General features: G+C 75.8%; 19 protein-coding genes. 13 read left to right on the top strand and 6 right to left on the bottom strand.

Annotation, left to right across the window (positions count from 1 at the left end; translation table 11 throughout):
* Positions 1-133: 133 nt before the first annotated feature.
* Positions 134-817 (bottom strand): 4'-phosphopantetheinyl transferase family protein, encoded by a 684-nt coding sequence (locus H505_RS0106470; RefSeq protein ID WP_245592453.1) that lies wholly within the window; start codon positions 815-817, stop codon positions 134-136.
* Between the two features lie 35 nt (positions 818-852).
* Here H505_RS0106470 and dapE point away from each other — a divergent pair, with 35 nt between their 5' ends.
* Entirely contained in the window at positions 853-1911 is a 1059-nt protein-coding gene (gene dapE, locus H505_RS0106465) for a succinyl-diaminopimelate desuccinylase (RefSeq protein ID WP_026401334.1), read from the top strand.
* Between the two features lie 16 nt (positions 1912-1927).
* Here the strand turns inward: dapE and H505_RS50925 are convergent, their stop codons facing one another.
* Positions 1928-2494, bottom strand: coding sequence for a TetR/AcrR family transcriptional regulator (locus H505_RS50925; RefSeq protein ID WP_034516860.1), 567 nt, complete (start codon positions 2492-2494; stop codon positions 1928-1930).
* A gap of 197 nt (positions 2495-2691) precedes the next feature.
* On the opposite strand from H505_RS50925, the gene H505_RS40120 reads away from it, so the two are divergent.
* The 5 genes from H505_RS40120 (at position 2692) to H505_RS0106435 (ending at position 8249) form a co-directional block, all read left to right on the top strand.
* Positions 2692-4131 (top strand): MFS transporter, encoded by a 1440-nt coding sequence (locus H505_RS40120; protein ID WP_034516859.1) that lies wholly within the window; start codon positions 2692-2694, stop codon positions 4129-4131.
* A gap of 50 nt (positions 4132-4181) precedes the next feature.
* Positions 4182-5006: an LOG family protein gene (locus tag H505_RS0106450; protein WP_026401333.1), complete on the top strand. Its 825-nt coding sequence runs from the start codon at positions 4182-4184 to the stop codon at positions 5004-5006.
* Complete coding sequence (locus H505_RS0106445) at positions 5003-5599, top strand: LOG family protein (protein WP_245592452.1); 597 nt, start codon at positions 5003-5005, stop codon at positions 5597-5599. The genes H505_RS0106450 and H505_RS0106445 overlap by 4 nt, the downstream gene beginning before the upstream one ends.
* 99 nt (positions 5600-5698) lie before the next feature.
* Positions 5699-6796: a S1C family serine protease gene (locus H505_RS0106440; protein ID WP_026401331.1), complete on the top strand. Its 1098-nt coding sequence runs from the start codon at positions 5699-5701 to the stop codon at positions 6794-6796.
* Between the two features lie 127 nt (positions 6797-6923).
* Positions 6924-8249, top strand: coding sequence for an alkaline phosphatase PhoX (locus H505_RS0106435; RefSeq protein ID WP_026401330.1), 1326 nt, complete (start codon positions 6924-6926; stop codon positions 8247-8249).
* A 1-nt stretch (position 8250) separates the two neighbouring features.
* Here the strand turns inward: H505_RS0106435 and H505_RS0106430 are convergent, their stop codons facing one another.
* Positions 8251-8571 carry a hypothetical protein gene (locus H505_RS0106430; RefSeq protein WP_026401329.1) on the bottom strand — a complete coding sequence of 107 codons (321 nt, stop codon included), beginning with the start codon at positions 8569-8571 and terminating at the stop codon, positions 8251-8253.
* 94 nt (positions 8572-8665) lie between these two features.
* On the opposite strand from H505_RS0106430, the gene H505_RS47330 reads away from it, so the two are divergent.
* Positions 8666-9151 (top strand): hypothetical protein, encoded by a 486-nt coding sequence (locus tag H505_RS47330; protein WP_051300342.1) that lies wholly within the window; start codon positions 8666-8668, stop codon positions 9149-9151.
* Positions 9148-9723 (top strand): DNA-3-methyladenine glycosylase I, encoded by a 576-nt coding sequence (locus H505_RS0106420; RefSeq protein ID WP_026401328.1) that lies wholly within the window; start codon positions 9148-9150, stop codon positions 9721-9723. Before H505_RS47330 ends, H505_RS0106420 begins: the two co-directional genes overlap by 4 nt.
* 28 nt (positions 9724-9751) lie before the next feature.
* Here the strand turns inward: H505_RS0106420 and H505_RS0106415 are convergent, their stop codons facing one another.
* Positions 9752-12313 (bottom strand): FtsX-like permease family protein, encoded by a 2562-nt coding sequence (locus H505_RS0106415; RefSeq protein ID WP_034516858.1) that lies wholly within the window; start codon positions 12311-12313, stop codon positions 9752-9754.
* Positions 12314-12318: 5 nt separating this feature from the next.
* The gene (locus H505_RS0106410) at positions 12319-13071 is read right to left on the bottom strand and encodes an ABC transporter ATP-binding protein (protein ID WP_026401326.1); all 753 of its coding nucleotides are present in this window, start codon (positions 13069-13071) and stop codon (positions 12319-12321) included.
* 172 nt (positions 13072-13243) lie between these two features.
* Between H505_RS0106410 and H505_RS40110 the strand changes: the two genes are divergently transcribed.
* Genes H505_RS40110 through H505_RS0106390 form a run of 4 tightly spaced genes read left to right on the top strand, consistent with a single transcriptional unit; the run spans position 13244 to position 17335 of the window.
* The gene (locus tag H505_RS40110; protein ID WP_064743501.1) at positions 13244-14380 is read left to right on the top strand and encodes a glycosyltransferase 87 family protein; all 1137 of its coding nucleotides are present in this window, start codon (positions 13244-13246) and stop codon (positions 14378-14380) included.
* The gene (locus H505_RS0106400) at positions 14365-15447 is read left to right on the top strand and encodes a glycosyltransferase family 4 protein (RefSeq protein WP_026401325.1); all 1083 of its coding nucleotides are present in this window, start codon (positions 14365-14367) and stop codon (positions 15445-15447) included. Before H505_RS40110 ends, H505_RS0106400 begins: the two co-directional genes overlap by 16 nt.
* Before the next feature lie 2 nt (positions 15448-15449).
* The gene (locus H505_RS0106395; protein WP_211238404.1) at positions 15450-16700 is read left to right on the top strand and encodes a sensor histidine kinase; all 1251 of its coding nucleotides are present in this window, start codon (positions 15450-15452) and stop codon (positions 16698-16700) included.
* On the top strand, positions 16688-17335 hold the full coding sequence (locus tag H505_RS0106390; protein ID WP_199747957.1) for a response regulator: 648 nt from the start codon (positions 16688-16690) through the stop codon (positions 17333-17335). Before H505_RS0106395 ends, H505_RS0106390 begins: the two co-directional genes overlap by 13 nt.
* A 24-nt stretch (positions 17336-17359) precedes the next feature.
* Here H505_RS0106390 and H505_RS0106385 read toward each other — a convergent pair whose 3' ends face one another.
* Positions 17360-18145 carry an enoyl-CoA hydratase-related protein gene (locus H505_RS0106385; RefSeq protein ID WP_026401322.1) on the bottom strand — a complete coding sequence of 262 codons (786 nt, stop codon included), beginning with the start codon at positions 18143-18145 and terminating at the stop codon, positions 17360-17362.
* 306 nt (positions 18146-18451) lie between these two features.
* On the opposite strand from H505_RS0106385, the gene H505_RS48770 reads away from it, so the two are divergent.
* Positions 18452-18619 carry a DUF3117 domain-containing protein gene (locus H505_RS48770; protein WP_075898952.1) on the top strand — a complete coding sequence of 56 codons (168 nt, stop codon included), beginning with the start codon at positions 18452-18454 and terminating at the stop codon, positions 18617-18619.
* Positions 18620-18719 lie beyond the last annotated feature (100 nt).

The following is an 18719-nucleotide window of genomic DNA, read 5'->3' as shown; positions in this document are numbered from 1 at the left end:
GGGCCGCGCGACTCCCGCTTACACCCGCGCGCACCTGCCTGGCCGCGCGGCGGGGTGCGTGGCCCGCTGCGGGTGGTTGTGGGGTGAGGGGGTGCGCGCGCTGTCTTCCCCGAGGCGTCCTGGGGGCGGTGGGTCAGGGGGCGGGGTGTTCGGTGAGCTTCAGGGGGTGGGGGGTCAGGGCGGCGAGGGACGCGGCGTAGCCGGGGCCGGGGGACAGGTCGGCGAGCCGGACGGAGCCGACGGCCTTGTCGTCGTCCCAGCTCAGGAGCTCGGGGGCGGTGTCGGGCGGGGAGAGGTGCAGGGCGGTCATGGGGGCCGCCAGGCCGTGGCCGGTGGCTTTCAGGACGGCCTCCTTGCGGCTCCAGTAGACGTGGAACGCGCGCTTGCGCCCTTCGGGCGTCAGGGCGGCGAGCGCGTCGCGCTCGGGGGCGGCGAGGACCATCTCGGCGAGGCGGTCGATGTCGCGGTCGCTCTCGCGCTCGACGTCCACGCCGACCTGGACGCCGTCGGCGACGGCGAGGACGACGCGGTCGCCGGAGTGCGACAGCGAGAAGTCGACGTCGTGGCCCGGGAGGCGCGGCTTGCCGTGGTCGGCGCCGCAGTGCGGGCATTCGGTGGTGAACGCGATGGACGCGGGGGCCAGTCCGGTCCGGGCGGCGAGGACGGTGCGGGCGAGGAAGCGTCCGGTGACGAAACGGGCCTTGTCCTCGGCGCGGGCGAAGCGGTCGTAGCGGTCGCGTTCGGCGGCGGGCAGCAGGTCGCGCATGTGCGGCTCGTCGGCGGGGGCCGACCAGTGCACTTCGATGGGCGTCTCCACGCCGGTGATCCTATTGCCGCGTACGCTTGTCGACCATGCGGCTTGATCTGTTCTCGGACGTGGCGGACCTGACGGCGGCGGTCGTCGACATCGAGTCGGTGAGCGGCGGGGAGGGTCCGCTGGCGGACGCGGTCGAGGAGGCGCTGCGGGCGCTGCCGCACCTCGCGGTCGAGCGGGTGGGGCACAACGTCGTCGCGCGCACGGACCTCGGGCGCGCGGAACGGGTCGTCCTGGCCGGGCACCTCGACACCGTGCCGCTGAACGGGAACCTGCCGTCGCGGGTCGAGGGCGACCGGCTGTACGGGTGCGGCACCTCCGATATGAAGAGCGGCGTCGCGGTGGCGCTGCGGCTCGCCGCGACGGTGGCCGAGCCGACCCGCGACATCACGTTCGTGTTCTACGAGTGCGAGGAGATCGAGGCGTCCCGCAACGGGCTGCGGCGGCTCGCCCGCGAGCGTCCCGAGCTGCTCGCGGGCGACTTCGCCGTCCTGATGGAGCCGACGGGCGCGCTGATCGAGGGCGGCTGCCAGGGCACCATGCGGGTGGAGGTGGCGGCCGCGGGGGAGCGGGCGCACAGCGCGCGCGCCTGGATGGGGTCGAACGCGATCCACTCCGCTGGACGCATCCTGGACGTCCTGCGCGCCTACGAGCCCACGCGTCCGGTCGTGGACGGGCTCGAGTACCGCGAGGGCCTGAACGCGGTGTTCGTCCGCGGCGGCGTCGCGGGGAACGTCATCCCGGACGAGTGCGTCGTGACGGTGAACTACCGGTTCGCGCCCGACAAGTCGCTCGACGAGGCCGAGCGGTACCTCCGGGAGATCTTCGACGGGTTCGCGGTGACGGTCACGGACGCCTCGCCCGCGGCGCGGCCGGGGCTGACGCACCCGGCGGCGGACGCGTTCGTCCGGGCGGCCGGCGCGGAGGTCCGGGCGAAGCTCGGCTGGACGGACGTCGCGCAGTTCGCCGAGCTGGGCGTGCCGGCCGTCAACTACGGGCCGGGGGAGCCGACGCTCGCGCACACGAAGGACGAGTACGTCGAGACGCCGCTGATCGCCGACTGCGAGCGCCGCATGCGCGCGTGGCTCACCGCCTGAGCCGGCCGCGCCCGAGTCAGGCGCGCAGGCCCCGCAGGAGCACGTCGGCGTAGACGCGGCGGCCCTCGGGGCCGGCGAGGTTGACCGCCGTCGCCAGCCCGCACATCAGCGTGCGGAACTCGCGCACCCCGACGTCGGCGCGGAGCGCCCCGGCGGCGCGGGCGCGGTCGAGGAGCCGGGTGACGCGGTCGTGCAGGTCCCGGTTCTCGGGGCCGGTGTTCTCGTCGAACAGCAGGCCGATGTCGCCGAACACCGTGCGCAGCCCGCGGTTGCGGCCCATGACGTCGCAGCTCAGCCGCACGTAGTGCGCGAGGCCCTCCCACGGGTCGTCGATGCGCAGGGCCTCGGCGGCGTTGGCGGCGCCGTCGGCCAGCCACTCGGCGGCGAGCTCGTCGATGAGCGCCTGCTTGGTGGGGAAGTGGCGGTAGATCGTCCCGACGCCGACGCCGGCGCGGCGGGCGATGTCCTCCATCTGGACCTCGACGCCGTCCTCTTCGAACGCGGTGCGCGCGGCGTCCAGCACGCGGCGGCGGTTGCGGCGTGCGTCGGCGCGCAGGGGGCGCGGCCCGGTGGCGGCGGTCATCGCCTCCAGTGAACCACGCGCGAGGGGCCGGCCTCCCCGCCCCGGACGCCGGACGGTCCGGCGATCCCCACGTATCCCTAGAGGCTCTAGATTTTCTAGAGCGTCTAGGTAAAGTGATTGACAAGCGGAATCTGGCTTCCGTATCGTCTCGCGATGCAAGCGGAACCGGAATTCGACTTCCAGATAAGGAGCCGCGCATGGCCGCACGGCATCGGGGGCTCGCGCTCGCCCTGCTCACCTCGGTCCAGTTCGTCCTGGTCCTGGACGCCTCGATCGTCAACATCGCGCTGCCGTCCATCGGCCGCGACCTGCACTTCGACCAGGCCGACCTGTCCTGGGTCGCCAACGCCTACACGCTCGCGTTCGGCGGCTTCCTGCTGTTCGGCGGGCGGGTCGCCGACCTCGCCGGACGGCGCCGGATGTTCCTGGCCGGGCTGGCGCTGTTCACCGTCACCTCGCTCGTCGGCGGGCTCGCCCCGAACGCCGGGACGCTCGTCGCCGCGCGCGCCGCGCAGGGCGTCGGCGCCGCGCTGGCCGCCCCGGCCGCGCTGGCGCTGATCATGACGCTGTTCGCGCCCGGCCCCGAGCGCAACCGCGCGCTCGGCCTGTTCGGCGCCGTCGCCGGCGCGGGCGGCGCCGCGGGCGCCATCCTCGGCGGGCTGCTCACCGACTGGTTCGGCTGGGAGGCGGTGCTGTACGTCAACGTCCCGATCGGCGCCGCCGCGCTCGCGCTCGCGCCCGTCCTGCTCCCCGAGGCGCGCGACGAGCGGGTCCGCGGCTTCGACCTGGCCGGCGCCGTCGCGGTGACCGGCGGGCTCGCGCTGCTCGTCTACACGCTGGTGGACGCGAACGAGGCGGGCTGGACGTCCGCGCGGACGCTCGGGCTCGGCGCCGCGGCCGCCGCGCTGCTGGCGGCGTTCGCCGCGGTGGAGGCGCGCGTGCGGAACCCGCTCGTCCCGCTCGGCGTCTTCCGGAACCGGTCGCTGACCGGCGGGAACCTCGCGGCCGTCCTGATGACGATGGCGATCTTCCCGATGTTCTACGTCATGACCCTCTACCTGCAGCAGGTCAAGGGCTACGAGCCGGTGAAGGCGGGGGTGGCGCAGCTCCCGGTGGCGATCGCGATCGGCGCGGGCTCGGCGCTCGGGTCGCGGCTCGTCACCCGGTTCGGCCCCCGGGTGCCGGTGGGCGCCGCGCTGGCGGTGGCCGCGTGCGGGCTCGCCTGGTTCTCCCGGATGTCGGCGACCGGCCACTACGCGGCCGAGGTGCTCGGCCCCGCGATCGTGATGGGGCTCGGCGCCGGCGTGGTGTTCGTCGGCACCGCCATCGCCGCGACCGCCGGGGCCGCGGCGGACGAGTCGGGGCTCGCGTCCGGCCTCGTCAACACCGCCCAGCAGGTCGGCGGCGCGCTCGGCCTGGCCCTCGTGGTGGCGGTGTCCGCGCAGGTCACCGAGAACGCGCTCGCCGACGGCGAGCACGTCATCGGCGTCGCGCTGAACGCGGGCTTCCGGGCCGGCATGCTCGCCGCCGCGGGCGTCGCGCTCCTCGCCGCGGCGGCCGCCCTGGCGCTCATCCCCGGCCGGACGGCCGACGGGCGCGCGGCGGTGGGCGCCCGGCCGCCGGCGCACGTGGGGTGACCGGGAAAACCGGGAGGTGGGGGTACCCGGCGCGCCATTACGGTGGGGTCATGACATCCGAAGAAAGCCGCCGATCCCGGCGGCAGGGGCCCGCCATGCTGCGCGGGCGCGCCGTCCCCCCGACGACCACCGACCAGCGGCTGCTCGACGCGCGCGGCCCGGCCGACTGGGTGCACGCCGACCCGTGGCGGGTGCTGCGCATCCAGGCCGAGTTCGTGGAGGGGTTCGGGCTGCTGGCGGAGCTGCCGAAGGCGGTCAGCGTGTTCGGCAGCGCCCGCACCAAGCCGGGCACCCCCGAGTACGAGGCGGCCGTCGACATCGGCGCCCGGCTGCACGACGCCGGGTACGCGGTGATCACCGGCGGCGGCCCGGGCATCATGGAGGCGGCGAACAAGGGCTGCGACGAGAACGGCGGCGTGTCGGTCGGGCTCGGCATCGAGCTGCCCTTCGAGCAGAAGCTGAACGACCACGTCGACATCGGCCTCGAGTTCCGGTACTTCTTCGTCCGCAAGACGATGTTCGTGAAGTACTCGCAGGCGTTCGTGGTGCTGCCGGGCGGCTTCGGGACGCTGGACGAGCTGTTCGAGGCGATCACGCTCGTCCAGACCAAGAAGATCACCCGGTTCCCGATCGTCCTCGTCGGCACCGAGTTCTGGGGCGGCCTCCTCGACTGGATCCGCGCCACGATGCTGCCGTCGGCGAAGATCTCCCCCGACGACCTGGACCTGATCCACCTCACCGACGACCCCGACGAGGTCGTCAAGGTGATCGTCGACGCGCACATGGAGCAGGAGCGGCTGCTGCAGGAGCAGGCCGCGGTCGAGGAGACGGCCCGGGCCGCCGGGACGGCGGGGCAGGAAGTGGACGGCACGTGAGCGACTCCCTCGCGGTCTGCGTGTTCTGCGCGTCCAGCAGCAAGATCGACCCCCGGTTCCTCGACCTCGCGGCGGAGGCCGGCGCCGAGCTGGCGCGGCGCGGCCACAGCCTGGTCAGCGGCGGCGCCCAGGTGTCCTGCATGGGCGCCGTCGCGCGCGCCGCCCGGGCCGGCGGCGCCCGCACCGTCGGCGTGATCCCCGAGAACCTGGTCGACCTCGAGATCTCCGACGAGGAGAACGACGAGCTGATCGTCACCCCCGACATGCGCACCCGCAAGGGCGAGATGGACCGCCGCAGCGACGCGTTCCTCGTCCTGCCCGGCGGCATCGGGACGCTCGAGGAGCTGTTCGAGATCTGGACGGCCCGCACCCTCGGCATGCACGACAAGCAGATCGTCATCCTCGACCCCGTCGGCGTCTACGAGCCGCTGCGCGAGCTGATGAAGGGCCTCGCGGAGCACGGCTTCACCCGCGCGAAGGCGTTCGACGCGGTGAGCTGGGCCTCGACCGTCCCCGAAGCCTTCGACCTGCTCGAACTCTCCCAGGTCCGGATCGAGCCCACCCCCGAGGACTACGCCGAGGCCGAACTGTAGGGCGCGCGGCCCGCGGCGGACGCGTCCGGGCGCGCCCGCCTCCGGACGGGGAGGCGTGATCTCCGCCGGCGGGGAAGGAGCCTCTGCGGAGGTGGGCCCGTGAACGGCGTGACCAGGGTGAAGGCGTGTGCGGTGGCGGTCGCGGGCGGGCTGCTGCTCGCGGGGTGCTCCGGAGGCGGGGACGGCGGCGGGGGCGGCGGGGACGGCGGGAGTCCGGCGCCCGGCGCGGCGGGCACGCCCGTCCCGGCGACGGGCGCGGCGGTGAACCTGGAGCAGCAGTACCAGCGGATCGTCGACGCCGTCCTGCCCTCGGTCGTGAAGATCGAGACCGATCGGGGCGAGGGCTCCGGGGTCGTGTTCGACGGCCGGGGGCACATCGTCACGAACGCGCACGTCGTCGCGGGCGCGCGGCGCATCCGGGTGACGGCCGCGTCCGGCGGCGCGCGGCTGGACGCGCGGCTCGTGGGGGCGTTCCCGCCGGACGACCTCGCCGTCGTCAAGGTGGACGGCGCGTCCCTCAAGCCCGCGACGTGGGCCGACTCGAGCAAGGCGCGGGTGGGGCAGATCGTCCTCGCCATGGGCAATCCCCTCGGGCTCGCCGGGAGCGTGACGAGCGGGATCGTGTCGGCGCTGCACCGGACGGTGTCGACGCAGGGCGAGGGCGACTTCGAGGGCTCGACCATCGCCGACGCGATCCAGACGAGCGCGCCGATCAACCCCGGCAACAGCGGCGGGGCGCTCGTCACGCTGACCGGCGAGGTGATCGGCGTGCCGACCGCCGCGGCGTCCGACCCGTCCATCGGCGGCGCCGCGAACGGGATCGGGTTCGCGACGCCGAGCGGCACCGTGCGGCGGATCGTCCCGCAGCTCATCCGGAGCGGCGAGGTGACGGACTCGGGACGGGCGGCGCTCGGCGTCGTCGTCCGGACGATCGTCGACCCGGAGAGCGGGCGGGAGTCGGCGGTCGCGGTCGTCGAGGTGCTGGAGGGCGGCGGCGCCGCCGGGTCGGGGATCGCGGCGGGGGACCTGATCCTCGCCGTGAACGGGACGCCGACGCCGGACCAGACGGCGCTGACGACGGTGCTCGCGAACCTGAGACCGGGGCAGAACGTCACCGTGAAGATCCGCAAACCGGACGGGACGGAGCGGGAGGCGAAGGTGACGCTCGGTGAGCTGCCGGCGTCCGGGAGGCCCTGACGTCGTCAAAGGATCAACTGTGTCCTGGGGGTTTCCCGATCCGCGCCCGTTCGTTCACTTCCGATTAAGCATGGCGGAGAAAGCTCCCGCGTGATCCCCTCACGCGATCCCTCACTTAGGAGCGTTCATGTCCGTCACCCGTCGTGGAGTGATGAAGGGCGGCGCCGTCGGCGCGATGTCCCTTGCGATGGCCGGCAGCCTCGACGCCATCTTCCAGACCTCCGCGGTCGCCGACACCGGCGCCGGCGAAGCCTACGGCTACGGCCCGCTCGTGCCCGACCCCAAGGGCGTCCTCGACCTCCCCCGGGGCTTCTCGTACAAGGAGCTGTCGGTCGAGGGCGACGTCATCTCGGACGGCGTCCGGGTCCCCGGCCGGCACGACGCCATGGGAACGTTCCCGACCGGCAAGAGCAACGAGCTGCTGGTGGTCCGCAACCACGAGCAGACCGCGAGCGGCGTCAAGGCGGTCGCCCCGGACGAGCTGGTGTACGACCCGGAGGCGTTCGGCGGCACCACCACGATGCTGCTGAAGAACGGCGACGAGCTGCGGTCGCAGTACGTCAGCCTCGCCGGGACGTCCACGAACTGCGCGGGCGGCGTCACCCCGTGGGGCACCTGGCTGACCTGCGAGGAGACCGAGGGCTTCGGCGGCGAGAGCAAGAGCCACGGCTGGGTGTTCGAGGTCGACCCGTACGGCCGCCGCACCAGGCCGGAGCCGCTGAAGGAGATGGGCCGCTTCGCGCACGAGGCCGTCTGCGTCGACCCGCACACCCTCACCGCGTACCTCACCGAGGACGCGTCCGGCCCGTTCGGCATGTTCTACCGGTTCCGCCCCCGCGCCCACCGCGGCGACTACCACGCGTACATGCAGGGCGGCCGCCTCGAGGTCGGCTACATCCGGGACGTCCCGGACCTGGCGCTCATCGACGAGCCCGGCACGAAGCTGCACGCCCGGTGGAAGGCCGTCCCGGACAAGTACGCCAAGCAGACCTCGATCCGCGAGCAGTTCGGCGACGAGATCACCCGCACGCAGAAGCTCGAGGGCTGCTGGTGGGGGCACGGCAAGGCGTGGTTCGTGGCCAGCTTCGCCAACAAGGCCGACGGCGCCGCCCGCGACCACAAGGGCCAGGTCTGGACCTACGACCCGAAGACCAACGAGTTCGAGCTCCAGCTCATCTTCCGCAACGACTCGCGGTTCGACGGTCCCGACAACATCACCGTCTCGCCCTACGGCGGCGGCGTGATCATCGCCGAGGACGGCGACGGCACGCAGCACCTCGTCGGCACCACGAAGGACAACAAGCCCTTCGCGTTCGCCCGCAACGCCGCCAACGACAGCGAGTTCTGCGGCGTGACGTTCTCGCCCGACGGCCGCACCCTGTACGCCAACCGGCAGAGCGGCCCCGGCGTGACGTTCGCCATCACCGGCCCGTGGAACAAGATCCGCGGCTGACTCAGGCCAGCCCGCGCCGGGTCTCCGCCGGGGGCCGCTCCCCCCGGATGGAGGCCACCATGTCCAGGACGTCGCGCACGGCGGCGGCCTGCGACGCGGGGACGCGCAGCGCCCGCGCCCCCGCCCACGCGTAGACGGACGCCGCGGCCAGCAGCCCGGGATCGGGCTCCCGCGCGTCCGTCTCCAGCGCGACCAGCACCCTCTCCCCGGCGGCGGCCAGGTCCGCGACCCGGCCCGCCGGGGGCGCGGTGCCCGCGTCCACGATCCCGTCCGGCACCCGCTCGTCCGGTTCCAGCAGCGTCACCGGCTCATGCTTCCCCATGCCCCCAAGCGTGGCACGATCTCCTCGGGGGACGACCGCGCGCCCCCGGCGGCCGGACGGTTCCGGCGGCCCCGCCGCGTAGACTGATCGGAGCATGATCGTGTTCGTCGTCCTCGGGCTGGCGGCCGTCGCCGTGCTGGGCGCCGTCGTCCTGCTCGCCATGGGCCGGGGCGGGGAGCTCGCGGCGGCGCACCCCGACCATCCGCGGCTCACGCTCGGCGCGGAGGGGTGGCCCGTCACCCAGGCCGACGTGGCGTACCTGCGGCTGCCGCGCACCCTGTGGGGCTACCAGCCCGACCTGACCGACGAGGCCGTGCGGCGCCTCGCCCGCGCGCTGGCCGACCGCGACGCCGAGATCGACGCGCTGCGGCGGGAGAACGCCGAGCTGCGGCTCGGCGGCGGCGAGTCGGTCGGCGCCCTGTACGGGCTGCGCGAGAGCACCGGCCCGAACGCCCTCCCGTCCGGAGACGTCCCCCCGTCCGGCGACGTGTCCCCGTCCGGCGACGTGTCCCCGGACGCCGGCGAGCCGCGCGACGACCGGACGGCGGGCGACGCCGAGGAGGAGGACGAGCGGCCGTGACGACCGTGATCACCGGTGCCGACGGACTGGCCCGCTGCCCGTGGGGCGCCGGCCCGCCCGACTACCTCGCGTACCACGACGAGGAGTGGGGCCGTCCCGTCCGCGACGACCAGGGCCTCTACGAGCGGCTGTGCCTGGAGGCGTTCCAGTCGGGGCTGTCGTGGCTGACGATCCTGCGCAAGCGCGAGGCGTTCCGGGCCGCGTTCTGCGGCTTCGACCCCGAGAAGGTCGCCGCGTTCGGGACGGACGACGTGGAGCGGCTGCTCGCGGACGCGTCGATCGTCCGGAACCGGGCGAAGATCGAGGCGGCGATCGGCAACGCCCGCGCCGCGCTCGACCTGCCCGGCGGGCTCGCCGCGACCGCGTGGCGCCACGCCGACCCCGGCGCCCCCGCGCGCGCCGACACCGCCGACGTGCCCGCCTTCACCGACGGCTCGAAGGCGCTCGCGAAGGAGCTGAAGCGGCACGGGTTCCGGTTCGTCGGGCCCACCACCGCCTACGCCCTCATGCAGGCGTGCGGCCTGGTCGACGACCACCTGATCGGCTGCCACCGCCGCGGCGCCCACCACTGAGCCGCCCGCCGGGCCGCCGCCCGCCGGGTCACTCGGCCTTGGCCGCGGTCAGGACGGGGACGCCGGACGCCCGCCGCGCCGGCAGCGCGGACGTCGCCGCCGTCACCGCGGCGGCGCCCGCGACGATCAGGGCGAGCAGCCACCAGGGCGCCATCGGGCGCAGGAACGAGCTGCCCGTCACCGCGTGCAGCGCGACCGTCGTGCCGAGCGCGGCCCCGAGCCCCAGCAGGCTCCCGAGCAGGACGACCGTGGCGGCCTCCCACCGGACGATCGTGCGGATCTGCGGCTCCGTCGCGCCGACGGCGCCGAGCAGCCCGAACTCGCGGGTGCGCTCGCCGACGCTCATCGACACGGTCGTGGCCGTCCCGAACAGCGCGAGGACGAGCGCCATGCCGATGAACCCGTACATGACCGTCAGCCCGTTGGTCATCCCGTCGACGGTCGCGTCGAGGTAGGCGTCCCGGTCGAGGACCTCCGCGCCCGGGACGTCCGCGACGGCGCGGGCCAGCGCCGCCCGGTCGCCGCCGCGCACCAGCACCGCCCGCGCCGCCGCGCCGGGGGCGAGCCGCTCCATGGTCGCGGGCGCCACGAGGGCCTGGTCGGCGAACAGGTGCGACGGGTCGTGGTAGGCGCCCGCGACCGTCAGCGCCACCCGCCCCCGGTCGCCCCGCAGCACCAGCCGGTCGCCCGCGGCCAGGCCGTGCGCCTCCATGACCGCCGAGGACAGCCCGATCTCGCCGGGACCGAGCGGCCGCAGGCTCCCGCCGAGGTCGAGCGTCGCGCGCAGGTCCCGCTGGTCCGCGCCCGTCACCATGAGGTACGGCATGGCGCTGTCCGACGCGCCGACGATCGCCGCGTCGGCCATCGTCAGGGCCGTCGCGGACGTCACGCCCGGGACGTCCGCGACGCGTCCGGCGACGTCGCGGGGCAGCGCGCCCCCGCCGCCGGTCGCCGCGCCGGTCGCCGCGATCGCGTGGTCGGCCCGCAGCACCTCCCGGCCGGCCTCCCCGAACCGGTCGTGCACCGACAGCGCGAGCAGCGCGGTGGCGCCGACCAGCGCGACGCCGAGCATGAGCGACGACGCCGCGGACGACACCCGGCGCGGGCTGCGGGTGATCGTGGCGCGCGCGAGCCGCCCCGCCTCCCCGCTCACGACCGTCCCCGCCCGCCCGACGAGCCCGCCGAGCGGGCCGACGAAGAACGGCGCGAGGACGGCGAGCGCCGCCACGGTCGTCATGCAGCCGAACAGCACGAGGACCGCGGTGCCCATCGTCCGCTCCATGCCGGGCGGCTCCTCGTACTGCACGGCGATCGCGGGACCGAAGAACATCCACGCGCAGGCGAACACGGCGAGGGCGCCCGCGAGCCGCGGCCACCGGCGGCCCTCGGCCCCGGTGCTCGCCGCCCGCAGCGCCCGCATCGGCGACACCGCGGCGGCCCGCCGCGCCGCCCGCCCCGCCGCGAGCTGGGTGACCAGCAGCCCGGCCGCGACGGGCACCGCCAGCGCGACCCAGCCGAACTGGGCGTCCGCGGCGGCGATGTCGAAGCCGTCCGCGGCGAACAGCCGGGTCAGCAGCGCCGACACCGGGTAGCCGACGAGCAGCCCGCCCAGCGACGCGACGGCGCCGACCGCGAGCGCCTCCAGCCGGATGAGCCGCTTCAGCTGCCGCGGGGTGGCGCCGATCGCGCCGAGCAGCGCCAGCCGCGGCGTCCGCTGCCGGACGAGCGCGCCGAACGTGTTCGCCACCACGAACAGGCCCACGAACACCGCCACCGACGCGAGCATCCCGATCGCGCCGCCCACCGACGCCCCGGTCGACCGCAGGGCCGCCGAATGCGCGTCCCGCACGTCCTGCGCCGTCCGGACGGTCGCGTCGCCCTTCAGGTCGCGGGCCAGCCGCCCCCGCAGCTCGCCGGCCGGGACCCCCGGCGCGGCGTCCACCCAGACGGTCTGCCACACGCCCGGCTCCAGCCCGGCCGCGCGCCGCACCGTCTCCGGCGGCGCCAGCACCAGGTCGCCGGCCGCGACCGCGTCGCGGCCCTGCACGGTGACGATCCCGACGACCGTCATCTCGGCGACCCGGTCCGGCAGCAGCACCGGGAGCGCGTCGCCGGTGCCGACCTTCCCGGCCAGCGCGACGTGCCGGGTGACCGCGACCTCCCCGTCCCGCGCGGGTGCCCGCCCCGCCTCCAGCCGGTACGCGTTCAGCGACGGCTCCGCGACCCACGGGCGCAGCGTCGTGCCCGCGCCGGCCGGCGGGAGCACCGGCTTCCCGTCCCGCCCGCTCACGGTGACCGGCACCCGCGCGTCCCCGGCCGCCGCCGCGACCCCCGGACGGCCCGCGACCGCGCCGAGCGGGATCCGCCCGTCCGGCGTCCCGTACAGGTCGCCCGGGTCGTTCCCGCCCGCCTGCACCAGCACGTCCGTCCGGGCGAACTCGCTGGCGTCGCCGCCCGACACCGCCGCCTGCGCGCGCAGCCCGAACTGCAGCGACCCGGCGATCAGCCCGATCGCGAACACGCCCGCGAGCAGCGTCGCGACCAGCCGCCCCCACCCTTCGGCGAACGAGCGCCGCGCGATGAGCCACATGGCGGTCAGCCCTCCATCCGGCGCATCACCGCGTGCACGCCGTCGATCGTCGGGTCCGCCAGCTCCCGCACGATCCGGCCGTCCGCGAGGAACAGCACCCGGTCCGCGTGCGCGGCCGCCGCCGGATCGTGCGTCACCATGATCACCGTCTGCCCGTAGTCGTCGACCGCGGCCCGCAGGAACCCGAGCACCTCGCCGCCCGAACGGGAGTCGAGGTTGCCCGTCGGCTCGTCCGCGAACAGGACGTCCGGACGGGTCAGCAGCGCCCGCGCCACCGCGACCCGCTGCTGCTGCCCGCCCGACATCTCGCTCGGCCGGTGCCCCAGGCGCCCCCGCAGGCCCAGCGCGTCCACGATGGTGTCGAACCACGCGGGGTCGGCCCGCCGGCCGCCGAGCCGCCCGGTGAGCCGGATGTTCTCCTCCGCCGTCAGCATCGGCAGCAGGTTGAACGACTGGAACACGAACCCGAGCCGGTCCCGCCGCAGCTTCGTCAGCTTCGTCCGCGACAGCTCCGTGATCTCCACGCCGCCGATCCGCACCGACCCCGACGTCGCGGTGTCGAGCCCCGCGAGGCAGTGCAGGAACGTCGACTTCCCCGACCCGGACGGCCCCATGATCGCGGTGAACCGGCCGCGCGGGAACGCCGCCGAGACCCCGCGCAGCGCCGTCACCGCGCCGTCGCCCGTCCCGTACCGCTTGACAAGGTCGTTCGCCACGGCCGCGTCCGTGGTGGGCGGCGCGTCGGATGTCTGCGTCATGCCCCGAGTCAAGCGCCGCGCGCCCTCCGGCGCACTGGCGCGCACTCCCGGACCCGTGGTGGGGTTACCCCCCGCTCCGCCCAGGTGGAGCCCCGAGGTAGACCTGGCCCTACCTCCGTTCCGTCGGCTGGCGCCAATGATCCGCGGGCCGCGCCGCGATTGCCTGGAACGCGTGAAAGCGCACCTCGGGACCCCCGCCCTCTACGGCCTCTGCGCGGCGTTCGCCGCCGCGACGGCGGCCGTCACCGACCTCGCCCCGCACCGCGTCTGGGGCGTCCTCGCCGCCCCGGCCTACGCCCTCGCGGCCCTGCTCTCCGCCACCCCGCGCCTCCGCACCCGCACGGCGGGCGTCGCGGGGGGCGTGTTCGCGGCGGCGGTGGTCGTGCCGCTGGTGGTGCTGGCGGGGACGGGGCAGGCGCAGCCGGAGGTCGGCGTCGTCGAGCGGTCGGCCGCGCACCTCCTCGACCACGGCACGCCCTACCGGATCCCCGCGCCCGGCGAGGGCTACGAGGCGTACAACCCGTACCTGCCCGCGATGGCGGTGCTCGGGCTGCCGTCCGCGCTGACCGGGCTGGACGCCCGCGCGGTGTTCGCCGCCGCGTTCGTCGCGCTGCTCGCCGCGAGCGCGCTGCTCCTGCGCGGACGGGCGGCCCTCGGGCCGCTCGCGGTGCTCGCGGCGTCCCCGCCGGCGGCGCTGCCCCTCGCGGTCGGCGGGGACGACCTGCCGGTGCTCGGCCTGGCGTGCCTCGGGCTCGCGCTGGCGGCGCGGGGGAACCCGGCGGCCGCCGGGGCCGTGCTGGGGCTCGCGGGGGCGATGAAGCCGACCGCGTGGCCGGTGCTCGCCGTGTGCCTGGTCCTGCTCGTCCACCGCCGGGCGGGCGGACGCCGGTTCGCCGCGGCGGCCGGGGCGGTCCTCGCGGCCGGCGTCGCCGGTCCGGCGCTCGCCGACCCGCGGGGGTTCGTCGAGAACGCGGTGCGGTTCCCGTTGGGGCTGGCGGAGGCGGGGTCGCCCGCCGGGAGCCCGCTGCCCGGACGGCTCCTCGCCGACCTCGGGACGTACGGGCACGCGGCGGCGGTCGCGGCGCTCGTCCTCGCGGCGGCGGCCATGGCGGTGTCGCTGGCGGTGCGGCCCCCGGCGGACGTGCGGGCGGCGGCGCTGCGGGCGGCGGCCGGGCTCGCGCTGGCGGCGGCGCTGATGCCCGCGTCCCGGTGGGGCTACCTCGTGTACCCGGTGGTGCTCGTGCTGTGGGCGCGGATCGCCGCGCGGCCCCGCGTGCGGAAGGAGGACGAGCTGTGGCTCGCCGCCTGATCATCACCAACGACTTCCCGCCCCGGCGCGGCGGCATCGAGACGTTCGTGTTCGAGGTGGCGCGCCGGTTCCCGCCGGACGAGGTCGTCGTGTACACGTCGGCCGAGCCGGGCGCCGCGGAGTTCGACCGCCGGCTCCCGTTCCCGGTGGTGCGGGACCGGGCGCGGACGCTGCTGCCCACGGCCCGCACGGCCCGGACGGCCCGCCGGCTGATCGGCGTCCACGGGTGCGACCGGGTGTGGTTCGGGGCGGCGGCGCCGCTCGGGCTGCTCGCCGGACGGCTGGGCGTGCCGTCGGTCGCGACGACGCACGGGCACGAGGTGTGGTGGGCCGCGGTGCCGGGCGCGCGCGGTGCCCTGCGCAGGATCGGCGAGCGCGCCGACGTCGTCACCTACCTCACCGAGTACACGCGCCGCCGGATCGCCCCCGCGCTCGGCCCGGACGCGCGGCTCGAACGGCTCGCGCCCGGCGTCGACGCCGACGTGTTCCGCCCGGACGCGGACGGGGCGGCCGTGCGCCGCCGGTTCGGGCTCGGCGGCCGCCCGGTCGTGCTCAGCGTGTCCCGGCTCGTCGCCCGCAAGGGGCAGGACCGGCTGATCCGGGCGATGCCGCGGGTGCGGCGGGCGGTGCCGGGCGCGACGCTGCTGGTCGTCGGGGACGGGCCCCGCGAGGCCCGGCTGCGGCGCGCGGCGGGGGACGGCGTGGTGTTCGCCGGGCCGGTCCCGCACGCGGAGCTGCCGCCGTTCTACGCCGCGGCCGACGCGTTCGCGATGCCGTGCCGGTCGCGGCGGCTCGGGCTGGAGACCGAGGGCCTCGGCATCGTGTTCCTGGAGGCGGCCGCGGCCGGCCTGCCGGTGCTCGCGGGCGACTCGGGCGGCGCGCCGGAGACCGTCCGGCACGGCGAGACGGGCTACGTGGTGGATCCCGCGTCGGTCGACGAGATCGCCGAGCGGCTCGTCGACCTGCTCGTCCGTCCGGGGGCGATGGGGGAGAAGGGGCGGGCGCGGGTGCGGGACGAGTGGAGCTGGGACCGTGCGTACCAGGCGCTCCGACGGCTTACGGTCTGAGCATGCGAAGTCCGTGGCGGGCCATGGCGGGGAACCCGCTGCGCTTCCTGCTGTCGTTGTGGCCGTGGCGGTCGCTCGCCTACCTGCTGAGCGGCCTGGTGACCGGGATCCTGTGGATGCTGCTGGCGAACGTGCTGGTGGTGGTCGGGGTGCTCCTGGCCCCCGTCGGGATCGGGATCGTCCTGCTGCTGTGCGTGCCGCTGTCGGCGATCGGGCTCGGCGCGGTGGACCGGCGGCGGCTGCGGCTGCTGGACGCGCGCCCGGCGCCGTCCCCGCACCGCGACCCGGGCGAGGCGGGGCTCGGCCCCTGGGCGCGGTTCCGGCTGCGGGAGGCGGCGACGTGGCGGGAGCTGGGGCACGCGGTGCTGGCCGGCCTGCTGTCGGTCGCGGCCGTGACGGGGCCCGTCGTGCTGTTCGTGGGCGGCGTCGTGCAGGCGGGCGCGCCGATGCTCGTCGGGCACGGCGACCACCTCATGTACGGCCCGGCCGGGACGGTCGACACCCGCGCCGAGGCGTGGCCGGTGGCCGTGTTCGGGGGCCTGATGGTCCTCCTCGGCTTCTACGCGATGACGGTCGCGGCGGCCGCGCGGGCCGCGCTCGACCGGGCGCTGCTCGTCCGCCCGGTCGAGGAGGAGCTCGTGGCCGTCCGGGCGTCCCGGGCCCGGATGGCGGACGCGTTCGAGGCCGAGCGGCGGCGCATCGAGCGGGACCTGCACGACGGCGCCCAGCAGCGCCTCACCGGCCTGATCATGACGCTGGGCCTGGCGAAGCTCGACGGCGGCGGGGAGTGGGCGGCGAAGGCGCAGGACGAGGCGCGGGCGGCGCTCGCGGAGCTGCGCGACCTCGTGCGCGGCATCCACCCGTCCGTGCTGACCGACCGGGGCCTGCGGGCCGCGGTGGAGTCGCTCGCCGAACGGTCGGCCGTCCCGGTCGAGGTGGACGTCGAGCTGCCCGGACGGCCGCCGGAGGCGATCGAGTCGTCCGCGTACTTCGTCGTCGCCGAGGCGCTCGCGAACGTCGCCAAGCACAGCGGGGCGAGCCGCGCCCGGGTGACCGTGCGGCGGACCGGGAAGGCGCTGCGCGTCGAGGTGCGCGACGACGGGACGGGCGGCGCGGCGGCCCGCGCGGACGGCGGGGGCAGCGGCCTGCAGGGGCTCGCCGACCGCGTCGCCGTGTACGACGGGACGGTGCGGCTGTCGAGCCCGCCGGGCGGGCCTACGATCCTTCGGGTGGAGTTCCCATGCGAGTCGTGATCGCCGAGGACTCGGTGCTGCTGCGCGAGGGCCTCGGCCAGATCCTCGGCCGGTTCGGGCACGAGGTCGCCGCCGCCGTCGGCGACGCGCCCGCGCTGGCCGCCGCGGTCGCCGAGCACGCCCCGGACGTCGTGGTGACGGACGTCCGGATGCCGCCCGGCTTCCGCGACGAGGGGCTGCGCGCGGCGCTGGCGCTGCGCGCCGCGACCCCCGACCTGCCGGTCCTGGTCCTGTCGCAGTACGTCGAGCAGTCCTACGCCGCCGACCTCCTGCAGACGGGCGGGGCGGTCGGCTACCTGCTGAAGGACCGGGTCGGGGAGGTCGCCGAGTTCGTCGGCGCCCTCGACCGGGTCGCCGCGGGCGGCACCGTGATCGACCCGGAGGTGGTGCGGCGGCTGCTCGCGCGGCGGCGGGACCGCTCGCCGCTGGAGCGCCTCACCGCGCGCGAGCGGGAGGTGCTGGCGCTGATGGCGGAGGGACGCTCCAACGGCGCGATCGCCCGCGCCCTGGTGGTCGGCGAGGCGGCGGTGGTCAAGCACGTCGGGTCGATCTTCGGGAAGCTCGACCTGCACCAGACGTCCGACGACCACCGCCGCGTCCGCGCCGTCCTCGCGTACCTGCGCGACGGCGGCTGACCCGGGCGGCCGGGGCTACCAGGGCTACCGGCCCTCGAACGTCGGCTGCTCCTTCCTCAGGAACGCCTCGGTGGCGTTGCGGTGGTCGGACGTCCGGACGGCCTCGTCCTGCAGGTCGGCCTCCTTCGCGAGGGCGGACGCCAGGTCGTGCGTCGCCGCGTGGTCGAGCGCCGCCTTGACCGCGGCGTACGCGGCGGTCGGGCCGGCGGCGAGGCGGCGGGCCAGCTCGACGGCCGCGGGTGCGAGCCCGTCCGCCGGGACCACCCGGTTGACCAGGCCCAGTTCGAGGGCCTCGGGGGCCTTCAGGGGCTCGCCGAGCAGCAGCAGCTCGGCGGCCTTGGCGCGGCCGACGAGCCGCGGCAGCGTCCACGACATGCCGCTGTCGGGGCCGAGGCCGATCCCGGTGAACGCGGTCGCGAACCGGGCCTTGTCGGACGCGACGACCAGGTCGCACGCCAGCGCCAGGGAGGCGCCCGCGCCCGCCGCGACGCCGTTCACCGCAGCCACGACCGGCTTGCCCATGGTCGCGATGCCGAGCACGATCGGGTTGTACTGCTTGCGGACCGTGTCGTTCAGGTCCCGCCCGGCGGCGAGGTTGTCGGCGTGCTCGCGCAGGTCCTGCCCCGCGCAGAACGCCCGCCCGGCGCCGGTCAGGATCACCGCGCGGGCCGTGCCGTCGGACGCCGCGCGCTCGACGGCCCCGCGCAGGGCGTCCTTCATCTCCGACGTCAGCGAGTTCATCCCGTCGGGGCGGTTCAGCGTGATCGTCGCGACGGCATCGGTCACGTCGTACAGCACGGTGTCGGACATTCGGCGCCCTCCAGCTCTTTCGTAGATCTTCTCCGGCAACCATCGACGAACCGGACGTCGTGGGCAAGGGCCGATCCCGCCCGCGAGGCCGTCCCGGCGGCGTTCCCGCAACCTTCGGGTCCTTCCCCGAAAAAGGCCCCGGACCTGCGGCGGGCGCGATCCGCTGGCTGATCGTTACCACTTCGCGCCCAGAAGACGAGATAATGGACCACTACTGATGACGCTTGTTGCGACTGGCGGCCGTGCGGCCACCGCTGAGCCCGGGCTGAGCGAGGTCGCGGCCCTACGCAGGAAGGGGATACACGCATGGCGGCTATGAAGCCGCGGACGGGTGACGGTCCGCTCGAAGTGACCAAGGAGGGGCGCGGAATCGTCATGCGGGTCCCGCTCGAAGGCGGCGGCCGCCTTGTTGTCGAGCTCTCCGCTGACGAGGCCAAGGACCTCGGCGAGGCCCTGAAAGACGTCGTGGGCTGACGCCCCCGCCGCACCCGGCTCGCCGGCGACGGTCCCGGCGACGCCGCCGGGGCCTTCGCCGTTTCCGCGCAGCGGCAGCCCGCCGTCTCGCACGTCGCAC

It is taken from the genome of Actinomadura rifamycini DSM 43936 (genome assembly GCF_000425065.1).
Taxonomy (GTDB): domain Bacteria; phylum Actinomycetota; class Actinomycetes; order Streptosporangiales; family Streptosporangiaceae; genus Spirillospora; species Spirillospora rifamycini.
Note: the sequence above shows the minus strand (reverse complement) of the source record. Positions and strands in the feature narration are given on the sequence as shown.

Excerpts from the sequence above, each read along its gene's own strand:
- H505_RS0106430 (WP_026401329.1), bottom strand. The coding sequence starts at position 8,571 with ATGGGGAAGCATGAGCCGGTGACGCTGCTGGAACCGGACGAGCGGGTG.
- H505_RS0106435 (WP_026401330.1), top strand. The coding sequence starts at position 6,924 with ATGTCCGTCACCCGTCGTGGAGTGATGAAGGGCGGCGCCGTCGGCGCG.
- H505_RS48770 (WP_075898952.1), top strand. The coding sequence starts at position 18,452 with ATGGCGGCTATGAAGCCGCGGACGGGTGACGGTCCGCTCGAAGTGACC.
- H505_RS0106450 (WP_026401333.1), top strand. The coding sequence starts at position 4,182 with ATGACATCCGAAGAAAGCCGCCGATCCCGGCGGCAGGGGCCCGCCATG.
- H505_RS50925 (WP_034516860.1), bottom strand. The coding sequence starts at position 2,494 with ATGACCGCCGCCACCGGGCCGCGCCCCCTGCGCGCCGACGCACGCCGC.
- H505_RS0106390 (WP_199747957.1), top strand. The coding sequence starts at position 16,688 with ATGCGAGTCGTGATCGCCGAGGACTCGGTGCTGCTGCGCGAGGGCCTC.
- H505_RS47330 (WP_051300342.1), top strand. The coding sequence starts at position 8,666 with ATGATCGTGTTCGTCGTCCTCGGGCTGGCGGCCGTCGCCGTGCTGGGC.
- dapE (WP_026401334.1), top strand. The coding sequence starts at position 853 with ATGCGGCTTGATCTGTTCTCGGACGTGGCGGACCTGACGGCGGCGGTC.
- H505_RS0106385 (WP_026401322.1), bottom strand. The coding sequence starts at position 18,145 with ATGTCCGACACCGTGCTGTACGACGTGACCGATGCCGTCGCGACGATC.
- H505_RS0106415 (WP_034516858.1), bottom strand. The coding sequence starts at position 12,313 with ATGTGGCTCATCGCGCGGCGCTCGTTCGCCGAAGGGTGGGGGCGGCTG.
- H505_RS0106410 (WP_026401326.1), bottom strand. The coding sequence starts at position 13,071 with ATGACGCAGACATCCGACGCGCCGCCCACCACGGACGCGGCCGTGGCG.
- H505_RS0106395 (WP_211238404.1), top strand. The coding sequence starts at position 15,450 with ATGCGAAGTCCGTGGCGGGCCATGGCGGGGAACCCGCTGCGCTTCCTG.
- H505_RS40120 (WP_034516859.1), top strand. The coding sequence starts at position 2,692 with ATGGCCGCACGGCATCGGGGGCTCGCGCTCGCCCTGCTCACCTCGGTC.